This is a genomic window from Streptomyces sp. NPDC088915 (assembly GCF_044749825.1).
Lineage (GTDB): Bacteria > Actinomycetota > Actinomycetes > Streptomycetales > Streptomycetaceae > Streptomyces.
This window is the reverse complement of sequence record NZ_JBIVIR010000011.1, coordinates 295,519-307,203: the sequence shown is the minus strand read 5'-3', so window position 1 is coordinate 307,203 and position 11,685 is coordinate 295,519. Positions and strand designations below refer to the sequence as shown.

Annotated in this window: 11 protein-coding genes; 7 read left to right on the top strand and 4 right to left on the bottom strand. The window is 75.4% G+C overall.

Translation table 11 applies throughout. From position 1 onward, the window contains the following. Both ACIP5O_RS22030 and ACIP5O_RS22025 read left to right on the top strand, forming a co-directional pair. Positions 1-441: sigma-70 family RNA polymerase sigma factor (locus ACIP5O_RS22030; protein ID WP_401295768.1), on the top strand; the 441-nt coding region annotated here is incomplete at its 5' end. A gap of 282 nt (positions 442-723) precedes the next feature. Continuing rightward, on the top strand, positions 724-1,314 hold the full coding sequence (locus ACIP5O_RS22025; protein WP_356546575.1) for an isochorismatase family protein: 591 nt from the start codon (positions 724-726) through the stop codon (positions 1,312-1,314). Between the two features lie 242 nt (positions 1,315-1,556). Here the strand turns inward: ACIP5O_RS22025 and ACIP5O_RS22020 are convergent, their stop codons facing one another. Then, a complete protein-coding gene (locus ACIP5O_RS22020; RefSeq protein ID WP_401295765.1) occupies positions 1,557-1,916 on the bottom strand; it encodes a hypothetical protein in 360 nt (119 codons plus the stop codon). 123 nt (positions 1,917-2,039) lie between these two features. Here ACIP5O_RS22020 and ACIP5O_RS22015 point away from each other — a divergent pair, with 123 nt between their 5' ends. Then, positions 2,040-3,683: an FAD-dependent monooxygenase gene (locus ACIP5O_RS22015; RefSeq protein ID WP_401295762.1), complete on the top strand. Its 1,644-nt coding sequence runs from the start codon at positions 2,040-2,042 to the stop codon at positions 3,681-3,683. A gap of 38 nt (positions 3,684-3,721) precedes the next feature. Here ACIP5O_RS22015 and ACIP5O_RS22010 read toward each other — a convergent pair whose 3' ends face one another. The 3 genes from ACIP5O_RS22010 to ACIP5O_RS22000 all read right to left on the bottom strand — a co-directional run bounded on the left by ACIP5O_RS22010 (position 3,722) and on the right by ACIP5O_RS22000 (position 5,620). Continuing rightward, positions 3,722-4,435 (bottom strand): 4'-phosphopantetheinyl transferase family protein, encoded by a 714-nt coding sequence (locus tag ACIP5O_RS22010; protein ID WP_401295759.1) that lies wholly within the window; start codon positions 4,433-4,435, stop codon positions 3,722-3,724. Between the two features lie 19 nt (positions 4,436-4,454). Then, positions 4,455-4,685: an acyl carrier protein gene (locus tag ACIP5O_RS22005; RefSeq protein WP_356546582.1), complete on the bottom strand. Its 231-nt coding sequence runs from the start codon at positions 4,683-4,685 to the stop codon at positions 4,455-4,457. Positions 4,686-4,762: 77 nt separating this feature from the next. Further along, positions 4,763-5,620 (bottom strand): hypothetical protein, encoded by an 858-nt coding sequence (locus tag ACIP5O_RS22000; RefSeq protein ID WP_401295756.1) that lies wholly within the window; start codon positions 5,618-5,620, stop codon positions 4,763-4,765. Positions 5,621-6,095: 475 nt separating this feature from the next. On the opposite strand from ACIP5O_RS22000, the gene ACIP5O_RS21995 reads away from it, so the two are divergent. From ACIP5O_RS21995 to ACIP5O_RS21980, 4 genes are read left to right on the top strand one after another with little or no spacing between them, the layout of a single operon-like run. After that, complete coding sequence (locus ACIP5O_RS21995; protein WP_401295754.1) at positions 6,096-7,184, top strand: phytanoyl-CoA dioxygenase family protein; 1,089 nt, start codon at positions 6,096-6,098, stop codon at positions 7,182-7,184. Next, positions 7,166-8,536 carry a DUF6271 family protein gene (locus ACIP5O_RS21990; RefSeq protein ID WP_401295751.1) on the top strand — a complete coding sequence of 457 codons (1,371 nt, stop codon included), beginning with the start codon at positions 7,166-7,168 and terminating at the stop codon, positions 8,534-8,536. Before ACIP5O_RS21995 ends, ACIP5O_RS21990 begins: the two co-directional genes overlap by 19 nt. A gap of 46 nt (positions 8,537-8,582) precedes the next feature. Next, positions 8,583-10,322 (top strand): condensation domain-containing protein, encoded by a 1,740-nt coding sequence (locus ACIP5O_RS21985; protein WP_401295748.1) that lies wholly within the window; start codon positions 8,583-8,585, stop codon positions 10,320-10,322. Next, the gene (locus ACIP5O_RS21980) at positions 10,319-11,608 is read left to right on the top strand and encodes an MFS transporter (protein ID WP_401295745.1); all 1,290 of its coding nucleotides are present in this window, start codon (positions 10,319-10,321) and stop codon (positions 11,606-11,608) included. Before ACIP5O_RS21985 ends, ACIP5O_RS21980 begins: the two co-directional genes overlap by 4 nt. Positions 11,609-11,685 lie beyond the last annotated feature (77 nt).

Sequence of the window (11,685 nt, the reverse complement as noted above, 5' to 3'; positions counted from 1 at the left end):
GCCAAAACCGCCGACCACCTCGAACAACACCTCGGCCGCCGCCCCACCCGCACCGAACTCGCCCACCACCTCCACCTCACCGAAGAAGAAATCGCTGAAGGACAACTCGCCGCCCACGGCTACGCCACCCGCTCCCTCGACACCCCCGCGGGGGACGACGAGGAGAACTCCGGCGCCGCTCCCCGGCACCTGGCGACCGCCGAGCCCGCCTACGAGCTGATCGAGTCCCTCGCCGCGCTGCGGCCGCTGCTCGACCGGCTCGACGAGCGCGACCGGCACATCCTGGCGCTGCGGTTCGGGGAGGAGCTCACCCAGGCCGAGATCGGCCGGCGCATCGGCCTCTCCCAGATGCAGGTCTCGCGGCTGCTCACCCGCATCCTCGGTGACCTCAGAGCCGCTCTGCTGGAGGACGGTCCGGCACCCGACCCGGCGGCCGGCTGACCTCCAACCACACCACTTTTCCCGCCGCCCGCGGCCCATTGGCTTCGTATCTCCAGGCCCCGCCAGCTTGTCCGGGACCATCAGGCCGTGTCCGCCGGGCAGGGCGGGTGAGCGGGGCGCACGGCGGGGACGAGGGGCCCGGTCGGGGCCCGGCGCACCTTTCCACGGAGTCGCGTTTCCATGATCCCGATCGGGTGAACGCGGGCGCGTGCCCCTCCCGGCATGCCTCGGAGACGCGACGATGCCAGGGACTCTTCCCACCCCCGAGGAAAGGCCGCTCCCGTGCGCCGTGCCCTGATCGTCGTCGATGTACAGAAGGACTTCTGCGAGGGCGGCGACGTCCCCGTGAACGGTGCGACCGACCTGGCCGTCGCCCTCGCCGACCTGGTCAGGGGCGCCGGCGGCCGGTACGCGCACGTCGTCGCCACCCGTGACCACCACGTCGACCCGGGCGACCACTTCTCGGACGAGCCCGACTTCGAGGACTCCTTCCCGGTGCACTGCGTCGCCGGCACCGAGGGCGCCGAGTTCCACCCGGACTTCGCGGCCGCCGTCGCCTCCGGGGCCGTGGAGGAGGTCTTCCTCAAGGGCGCCCACTCCGCCTCGAAGAGCGGCTTCGAGGGCGCGACCGCGAGCGGCACGCCGCTGGGCGACTGGCTGCGCGCCCGCGGGGTGGACGGGGTCGATGTCGTCGGGATCGGAACGGACCACTGCGTGAAGGCGACCGCCTTCGGCGGGGTCCGGGAGGGCTTCGACGTGCGCGTCCTCCTCGACCACACGGTCGGCGTCGCCGCCGACACCACCGACCGCGCGCTCGACGAACTGCGCGCGGCGGGAGTCGGCCTCGTCGGCCGGCCGGTGGTCCTCGTCTGACCCGGCGGCCGTCGACCAGGCCTCGTGATCGCCGTACGGAGCCGTGGCCGTCGTACGGGGCCGTGGCCGTCGTACGGGGCCGTGGCCGTCGTACGGGGCCGTGGCCGTCGTACGGAACCGGGCGGCGGGTCGCGCCGGTCCCGTACCCCCAGCTCGGCCGGCCCGCCCCGGCGTAGGCGTCGGCCGGGGTGACGATCTCCGTGATCGCCCGGGCGAGCGGCGTGAACGGCGCGTGGCGGCCGTCAGAGGCCGGGGCCGTACCCCGGGTCCGGGGCCTGCCGCGGGTGCCACCCGGCCGCGAGGCCCCAGAGGCCCAGGCCCACGACGGCCGCGCAGACGAGGGCCGCCGCCCACGGGCGCAGCCACCGCGTGGCCGCCGCCCAGGTCAGGGGCGGGACGACGAGTCCGGCGAAGAGGATGAGCGGCAGGTCCACGAGGATCACTCCCCAGTCCCGGGCGTGGGCCTCGAAACCGCCCTCGATGGTGTACGCGGCCCGGGACAGCGCGAAGGCGCCCGTAATGGCGGCGCCGAGGACGGCGAGCAGACAGCCGACGGCGCTCTCCATCCGGTCGCGGGACTCCTCCGCGGGCTTCTCGCTCATGCCCGGGAGGGACGCGAAGGGCCCCCGCCCGGTTCCCCGCGTCCCACCGCTCGCCGTCCGGGGCCGGGCGGGCGACCATGGGGGGCGGGGGCCCGTGGGGGCGAGGCAGCGCTGGAGGCACTCGTGGCGCACCACCGCACCACCACCGACGTCCTGGTCGTCGGCGCGGGCCCGGTCGGCCTGAGCGCGGCCGCCGAACTGCGCCGGCACGGGGTGCACTGCCGGATCGTGGACCGGCTGCCGGCCCGGCTGCCGTACGCGAAGGCGGTCGGGATCCAGCCGCGCACCCTGGAGCTGTGGGACCGCATGGGCCTGGTCCGCGAGGTCCTGGAGGCCGCCGTTCCGATACGGGGGCAGCTCCTGTACGCCGACGGCGAGGAACGGGCCCGGATCGAGCTGGAGATGCCGCCCGAGGTGCCCTACGGCTTCGCCGCGCTCCCCCAGTACGAGACCGAACGCCTCCTGGAGGAGTACCTGAACCGGCTGGGGACGGTCGTGGAGCGCGGCACCGAACTGGTGTCGTTCGACCGGGACCGGGACGGGGTCACCGCGCGGCTGCGCACCGCGTCCGGCGCCGACGAGGAGCTGCGGGTCCCGTACCTGATCGGCTGCGACGGGGCGCACAGCGTCGTGCGGAAGGCCCTGGGGCTGTCGTTCGAGGGCGGCGCGTTCCCGGAGGAGTACATGCTCGGGGACGTGGAGGCCGACTGGGACCTGCCGCACGGCTACGGCGTGCGGTCGAGCCGCCGGTCCGCCGACGGTTCGGCCGACGACGTCCTCGTCTGCATCCCGCTGCCGGGCGCGGGCCGCTACCGGATGTCGATGCGGGTCCCGCCCGGGCTGTCCGGCCGGGGAAGCACGGCGCCGGACGGCGTCGCACACGGCGTGCAGACCGGGCGGACGCCGGAACTCTCCGACCTCCAGGCCGTCGTGGACCGCCTCGCGCCCCGGCCCGCGCGGCTCTCCCGACTGCGCTGGGCCTCGGTCTTCCGCATCAGCCACCGGATCGTGGACCGCTACGGCGAGGGCCGGGTCCTCGTCGCGGGCGACGCGGCCCACATCCATCCGCCCACCGGCGCCCAGGGCATGAACACCGGGGTGCAGGACGCCTGCAACCTGGCCTGGAAGCTCGCCCTCGTGGTCCGGGGCGGGGCGGGTCCCGGACTGCTCGCCACGTACGACGCCGAGCGGCGTCCGGTCGGCGAGGAGGTGGTGGGCCGGACCGTGCGGCACGCCGTCCACGGCATCGAGGCAGGCCCCGACGGCCGGCGGACCCTGCTCCTGCGCGAGGCCCAACTGCTCGTCGGCTACCGGGGCGGTCCGCTCGCCGGCGCCCCGTACGGCCCGGCCGACGCGCCGCAGCCCGGCGACCGGGCCCCGGACTGCGCCGGTCTGACCACCCCGGTCGCCGCCTTCCCGCTGCGGCTGCTCGACGTGCTGCGCGGCCGCGCGGGGCACGTGGTGCTCCTGTACGGCTCCGACGCCGCCGAACTGTCCGGCGCGGCGGAGGCGGCGCGGGCGGCGGGCGGGCTGCCGGCCGTGGTGGTCCTGCCGGCGGCCGGGGCCGACCGGTCCGGCTCCGCGCCCCTGTCCCCGTCCCCCACCGTGCCCGTGTACTGCGACGCCGCCGGGGAGTTCGCGCGGCTCTACCTCCCCGACGGCGCCACCGGTCTCGTCGTCCGACCGGACGGGCAGCTCGGCGCCCGGTTCCCCCTCGGCGGTGCCGCGGCCGCCCTGAGCGCGTACCTCAGGGCCCTGTCCGTGTGACCGCGGGCGGGCCGCGGGGCTGTGGGCGGCCGTGGGCCCTACAGGACCCCGTGGTCGTCCGAGGCCGTGACTGTCACACCGAGGGGCCCGGCCCCTTCGGGGAGGAGGAGCCCCTCCAGGGAGGAGAAGGCCGTGACGGGGGCCTCGGCCGCGACCGCCGCGACGGCTCCCCGTCGCCGGTCGGTCCGTTCGAGGAGCCGGAGGCCGGTCCCGCCGCCCGCCTTGAACAGGGCCTCGCCCCGTACCCACAGCCGGAGGAGTTCCGGGCCGGGGTCCGGGTGGGCGGCGGCCTCCCGCAGGTCGGCCTCGGGCAGGAGCCGTCGCAGGACGGACGGGGGGCCGGGCCGGCGCGTCGCGGGTTCCACGTCCACGCCGACCGGGCCGGGGCCGACGGCGGCCGCGACGAGGCCGTCGGCGTGGCTCAGGCTGACGCCGAGGCCGGGCCGGCCGTCGAGGCGGGGGCGCCCGTGGCCGGTCCGGTCGTCGAGGCGGGGGCGCCCGTGGCCGGTCCGGTCGCACGCGGCGCAGTACTGCTCCGGGCCCGAGGCCCCGAGGGGCAGCCCGGTGAACCGGGCCGCGCACAGCCGGACGAGGAGGCGGGCCGCCAGCACGTCGTCGCGGCGGGCGGGCACCCGCACCCGGTCGAGGCGCCGCCGTTCCCAGGGCGCGAGCAGTCCCTCGTGCAGCTCCGGGCGGGCCAGGACCTCGCCGGTGGTCGCCACCACGGCGAGGACCGCCCGGCCCGTGTTCATCGGCGGGGCGCCGGGGGAATCACCCGGCGGCGCTCAGGAAGCGCTCCCGGACGCGGCCGAGCGTGCGGAAGTCGTCGATGGTGACCTCCTGGAGGTCGATGGAGCGGCCGGAGAGCTCCTCCAGGAGGTCGACGAACTCCAGGAAGTCCATGGAGTCGATGAGACGCGCCTCGATGAGGTCCTCGTCGAGGTCGATCGGTCCGTCGAGGCCGGGGTTCTTCTCGTGCAGCCACTCGGCGATGCGTTCCATGGGGTGGGGTCGCTCCTCACTGTGCGCTGTGCTGTGCTGTGCGTTTCGTACTTCGTGCGCGGTGTACGTACGGGACTTCAGGCGCCGGCCTCGCGCAGGCGGTCGAGCGCCCGCGCGGGGGTGCCGTGGGCGAGGACCATCGCGTGGACCCAGCGCTCGACGCCGAAGGCGACGCAGGCGCTGTACGCCGGTCCCTCGGAGCCCGCGCGGATGTCCAGGCGCTCGCCGAAGAAGTTGCGGTGCCGGTTCACGGAGGCGATCGCCGTGCCGTCGGGGGCGCTGAACTCGTGCTTGACCGGGTCGAGGGCCATGAGCCGGGCCCGGGAGCCGCCCTTGTCGTAGAAGGGGTCGTCGGCGACGGCCCGGGTGAGGTCGAGGCCGAGCCGCCCGGCCAGTTCCCGGACGAACGCGGCTCCCTGCTCCAGGTGTTCCAGGGCGCCTTCCTTGGTGCCGAGGTAGAGGACCTCGCGCATGTGGAAGCCCCACAGGCGCCGCAGGCCGTCGAAGTGGGTCTCGTTGCGGAAGCAGCGGCCGGCGGCGGAGAGTCGCAGGCCGTCCTCGCCGACGTCCCGGCCCTCCAGGGAGAGCAGCAGTCCGTAGCAGGTGGCGGACGGCAGCAGGTAGCCGGTCGGCCGGAGCGGGAGGTCGCCCGGGGCCTCCCCGGCCGCCAGGCCGTCGAGCGCGTCGGGCGCGAACCGGCCGGCGGAGACGCCGAGGTGGGGGAAGTTGCGGAAGAAGTCGAGGCGGGCGAGGCCCTCCACGGAGAGCAGGGGCGGCCCCACCACCTCGGGGGCGGAGAGCCGGGCGGCCAGGCCGGTGAGCAGCTCGTCCAGGCCGCGCAGCAGTGCCGTGTGGTCCGGGTCCAGGGTGATCAGACCCGGCCCCGGACTCCTCAGGCCGCCGTCGGGCAGGACCGTGGTGCCGGGTGTGCTCATGGGGAACCGCTCCCTCTGGGGTGGGTGAACAGTCAGGGGTGTCGGCGGGGACGGACGGAGCGGACGCGCCGCGGCCCGGTCTCCGGCCGTGAACGGCCTCGCGGGCGGCCGGTGTCGACCGGGGGCACGGCGAAGAAACACCTGACGCCTCGTCAGGGGCCGGACCGCGCAAGGGGACAGTAAGCCAGTTCCCGAACTGTTGTCTAGACCAAAGTAACCGTCCTGACAACGTTTGCCCCGATCCCTCCGCGACGCAACTCGGCGTATTGAGATGGCACTTGCCACCCGCTAAGGTCTAAACCAATTCTGCCGCACGGCGTGGTGCCCGACCAGCGCCACGGCACGTCCGGCCGTCCGTGCCGTCCGCCGCCGACCCCTCGCCGGGGTCGCCGCGTGCTGCCCGCCGGCCGGGGAGAAGTACTTCCCGCCCGGGCTCCCGGACCTCCTCTCCCGACTCCCGCACCTGGAGGGACCCATGACGACCCCCGCCCCGCACCGTCCCCCGCGCCGCCCCCACCTGTACCGGGCGGCCTCGGACCTGCCGTACTTCAGCGCGGACGGCGAGTCCTACCTCGCGCAGACCACCCTGCGGGAGCTGAGGAAGTCGCGGCCGCTGCGGGTGCTGTCCGAGGAGGACTTCGCCCACTGGCAGAGGTACGGCTACGTCGTCGTCCGGGAGGCGATTCCGGCGGAGGCGGCCCGGCGGCTCCTGGACTTCACCTGGGAGTTCCAGGGACTCGACCCGGAGCGGCCGGAGAGCTGGTACGAGGACCGGCCCTTCCGCTCCCAACTGGACCGGCAGCTGCACGTCTACGGCTTCGTGGAGGCGTACCACCACCAGCTCCTGTGGGACAGCCGCCAGGCGCAGCGGGTGTACGACGCCTTCGTGGACGTGTGGGACTGCGAGGAGCTGTGGGTCACCCAGGACCGGCTCAACCTCAACCCGCCCAACGTCAGGAACCGCGACCGCGCCCTGATCGAGCCCACCGACCGGGGGTTCGACATCGAGCTGCACTGGGACATCGACACCACGCTCGGCGTGCCGCCGCAGCGGGTGCAGGGGATCGTCGCGCTCAACGACACCCGTCCGGAGTCGGGCGGGTTCCAGTGCTGCCCGGAGCTGTTCCGGCGGTTCGAGGAGTGGAAGGTCGGGCAGCCCGCCGACCGGGACCCGCTCCGGCCCGCCGCGGACCGGGACGAGTACCCCGTCGTCCGCCCCGACCTGCGCCCCGGCGACCTGCTGATCTGGAACGGGCTCCTCGCCCACGGGGTGGCCCGCAACACCTCGGAGGACCAGGTGCGGGCCGTCCAGTACCTGTCGATGATGCCGGCCCTGGAGGAGCACGAGCGGCTGCGGAGGTCCCGCGTCGACTCCTGGCGGCACCTGCGCACCCCGCGCTGGAACCGCACCCTCGTCGGCGACCCCGTCCGGCACGAGTCCGAGCGCTACCCCACCGCCGTCCTGAACGAGCTGGGGAGCCGGCTGCTCGGGCTCACCTCGTGGAAGGACCGCGAGGGGCGGACGAGCGAGGACGGGGAGCCGTCGTGCGCCGCGTCTGTCTGACCCTGCCCACCGACCGGGCCTGCGCCGCGACCGTACGGGCGGTCGCGGAGGAAGCGGCTCACGGCGCCCGGCACTTCGACGTCGAGGTGCACCTGCTCATCCTGGACTCCTCCGGGGCGGCGGACCTCGCCGCCCACCGGGAGGCGGTGGCCGCGCTGCCGCCGGAGCCCGGCGTGGTCGTCCACCACTTCGACGAGGACGAGCAGCGGGACTTCCTGCGCGGGGCGGTCGCCCGGTCCGGGGTCGCCGCGCCGGACCGGGTGCTCGACCTGATGCTGCCGTCCGGGGTCTCCTACGGGGCCTGCACCAACCGGGCCTTCCTGATCGCGGAGGCCCTGGGCTGCGCCTCGGTGCACCGCAGGGACTCCGACAGCCGCTACCAGCACCTGGACGGGAAGCCCGTCCTCCCGATCCACCACGAGCTGACGGCGATCGGGCGGCGGGCCGCCGACGTGGCGGGGCTCGTGTCGCGCAGCCGGCTCGACCCGGCGCTCGCCGAGCGGACGGTGGCCATGGTCGGCGGCTCGTTCGTCGGCGAGATGTCCGTGGACGTGGCGGAGATCCGGGCCCTCGACCCCCTCGTCCACGACGACCTCGTCGGCCTCTCCGTCCCGGACGGTTATCCGGAGATCTGGCGGCGGAACCTCCTCGACGAGGCGTTCCGGGGCGCCGGGACCGCCGCGTTCACCGGCGACCTCACCACGCTCACCACCGTCGCCCCCACGCGCGTGGACATGTGCAACATCGCCTTCGCGCGCGAGGTCTACGGCCGGGTGCCGCTGCCGCCCGCCACCGACACCATCGGCAGCGACTACTTCCTCGTCCACCTGGTGCACGGCGCCCGGCTGCCCGGCGTCCTGCACAACCGGCACATCGTCAACTTCCACACGTCGGAGCGGCGTTCGGACGCGGGCTTCCTCGCGTACCAGCTGCGGCTGACGAAGTTCCTGCTCGCCGCCCCGCACCTCCGGGCCGTGTACGCCGGGACGGCGGCGGCCGGCGACGGGCTGCTCGACGCCGACGGGCTCGTCCGCGCCTCCGTCGTCGCCGCGGCGATCCGGGACGGGGCGGGCCCCGACCCGGCGGAGGACGCCGAGCGGTTCGACGTGGTCGAGCGCTCCTACCGCAAGCTCGGCGGCCGGTACGCGGCCGCCGCCGACGTCCTCGCCGCCCGCCGCGAGCGCCTCCTCGACGAGGTGCGGCGGGACATGGCGGACTTCGCCCTCCTCGTCGACGCGTGGGGGTCCCTGGCCCGCGCGAGCGGGGGACACCCGCCGTCCCCGGCGTACGGGCACCGCTCCCCGTCCTCCGCGCGCGAGACCCCTCCCCCGTCCCCGAAAGGCACCGCATGAGCCGCCGTCCACGGCCCCTCCCCCGGCCCGGGGCGGTGGCCGCCCCGTGACCGCCCACGAGCGGGACCTCCCGCGCCCGTCGAAGACGCACGCCGTCACCGTCGCCTACGCGGGCGGCGAGGAGCGCCGGGGCCCGGTCACCCTGGGCCAGGCCAACATGATCCGGTGCATGCTGCGGGACGAGCCCGAGCACATCAACATCCACGACGTGTGGCCGGTGCCCGCCGGGACCCGGACGGACGCGGTGCTCGACGCCCTGCGCGCCCTGGTCGTACGGCACGAGGCGCTGCGCACCACGTTCCCGCGCGGGGCGGGAGCCGCCGGGGGCGCCGTGCCCCGCGAGCAGGTCGTGGCGGCCGAGGGGGAGTTCACGGTCACCGTCCTCGACCACGAGGCGCTCCCCCCGGACGCCGGGCGGTACGCCGACGCCGTGGCCCGCCGGTCCCGCGTCGAACGCTTCCGCCTGGACCGGGACTTCGGCCTGCGGATCTCCCTCGTCGTCCTGGACGGCACGCCGGTCTTCGTCGCCCTGGCGGCGAGCCACGCCGTGACCGACGTCAGCGCCCTCGGCGTCCTGGAGGAGGACTGGCGGGCCCTCCTGAGCGGCGGGCCCCTGCCGCCGCAGACCGCCTTCACGCCGCTGGACCTCGCCGCCGAGGAGGCCGCCCCGGCGGGCCTCCGGAGGTCGGCGGCGTCCCTGCGGTACTGGGAGCGGATCATCCGCACCGGCCCCCAGGCCATGTTCGACGGGCCGGGCGCCGAGGGCACCGAGGTCGAGACGCCGGAGGTGACGCTCCGGTCCCTGCGGGGCGCGCGGGCGCTCGCCCGGGTGGCCGGGCGCACCGGCGGGCTGCCGTCCACGGTGCTGCTCACGGCCTGGTGCGCGCTGGTCGCCCACCGGACGGGACAGAGCGCCTGCGTCGCCGCCGTCCCGACCTCCAACCGGTTCCACGACCGGCTCGTGCGCGCGGTGAACACCGTGTCGCAGGACGCGCTGCTCGCCCTCGACGTGCGGGTCCCGTCCTTCGACGCGCTGCTCGCCAAGGCGTGGGGGGCGGCGCTCGACGCCTACCGGCACAGCCGGTTCGACGCGGTCGCCCTGTGGGAGATGATCGACCGGACCACCTTCGAGCGCGGCAGCCGGTTCGCGCGGGACGTGGTCTTCAACGACGTGAGCGCCCTGGCGGGGGCCGGCGGGACGGAGCCGGACGGGCCGGACCTCGAACTGGGCCGCGGCCCGGTCCAGGTCCTTCCGACCCGGCTGCTCGCCTTCGTGCACGAGACGGAGCCGCTGCTGCGGATCGGTCTGTGGGCCGACCCCGCGCTGTTCGCACCGGGCGAGGCGGAGGGCTTCCTGACCGGTCTCGTACGGCTCCTGGAGGCCGCCGCCGAGGGGGACGTGCCGCTCGCCTCGCTGACCGGGGTGACGGGGGTCCGTCCGGTGGAGCGCGGCCCCGACTGGCTGCGGACGGACGGCTGCTGGGTCTCGCCGCCGGCCGTCGCGGACGCCCTGGGCGGCGCCCTCGGAGGCGTGCCCGTGCACGTCGCGGCGGACGGGGCCGGGGAGGGCCTCACCGCGTTCGTCGCCTCCGGCGGCACGCCCCTGACCCCCGCGCGGGCCCACGCCGCGCTGATGCACGTCCTCCCGGGCCGTCCCGGGGTCCTCGCCCCCCGCCGGTACGTGATCGTCCAGGACCCGCCGGAGGAGGCGGACCGGACGGACGCGTGGCTCCGGCAGCACATCCTCACCGAAGGGAACGGCCGGACTCCGGCGGAACCGACATGACGACGAACGACGTGACGACGCACGACGCGCCCGTGGAGCGGGAACCCGACTCCCCGCCCAGCCCGTGGGGTTCGGGCCGCTTCCGGCTGTTCTTCACCGCCCGCAGCACCTCGCTGCTCGCCGACGGCATGCTGATGGTCTCGCTGACCACGGCCGTGCTCGGCGCGGGGTACGGGGCGAGCGGCGTGGGGTACGCGCTCGCCGCCTGGATGGCGCCGATCGTCCTCCTGGTGCTCTTCGGCGGCGTCCTCGCCGACCGGTTCACCCCGCAGGTGATGATGGTCGGCGCGGACCTGGTGCGCATGGTGGCCATGCTCGCGCTCGCGGGGCTCCTCGCCCTCGGGGACGTACGGCTGTGGCACGTCATGGCGCTGCTCGCGGTCAGCGGGGCGGCGACCGCGATGTTCCAGCCCGGTCTGGCGAGCCTGGTGCCACGGGTCGCCGAGGACATCCAGCGGGCCAACGCGCTGCTGCGGATATCGGAGTCGATCTGCACCCTGCTCGGCCCCGGCCTCGCCGGTCTCCTCGTGGCGTACTGGGACGTGGCCGGCTCCTTCCTGGTGATCGCGGCCTTCTACGCGTGCAGCGCCCTGGGGCTCGCGCCGCTGCGGAGGCTCGGCACGGTCCCGGACGGGACCGACGAGCCGATCTGGCAGCGGCTCGCCACGGGCTGGCACGAGTTCCGGTCCCGTTCCTGGCTGTGGGGCGTCATCGCCGTGTGGGCCGTCTACGGCCTGTTCGTCTTCGGTCCGGCCCTGCCGCTGGGCGCCGCGCTCCTCACCGAGCAGCACGGCGCCGACGGGTACGGCTGGATCGCCTCCGCCGACGGCGCCGGGACGATCGTCGGCGGGCTGCTCGGGATGCGGGTGCGGCCCCGGCGGCCGCTGGTCGCGGGCGCGTGCGCCATGTTCTTCTTCTCGCTCAACCCCCTGGCGCCCGCGCTGGGCTGGTCGTTCGCGCTCACGGCCGCCACGGGCGTCCTGGCGGGCTGCGGGTTCGCCTTCTGGGGCGTCATGTGGGCCACCAGCGTGCAGTCGCACATCCCGCTGGCCGTCCTGAGCCGGGTCTCGGCCTACGACGTCGCCGGGTCCATCATGGTCATCCCCGTGGGCCGGGCCCTGGCCGGTCCGGCGGCCGAGTCCGTGGGCGCCGACCGCGTGCTGCTCTTCTCGTCCGTCATGGGCGTCGTGTGCCTCGCGGTCATGCTGGCCGTGCCCGCCGTCCGGGCGCTGCGCCGGGCGCCGGAGAAGTCCTCCGGGGCGGACCGCGCGGTCGCGGACGGCTGAGCGGCACGGCCCCCGGACCACCCCCCGGGGAAACGGGCGTGCGATTGTCGTACGCGCGTGATAGTCACTACCTCCAC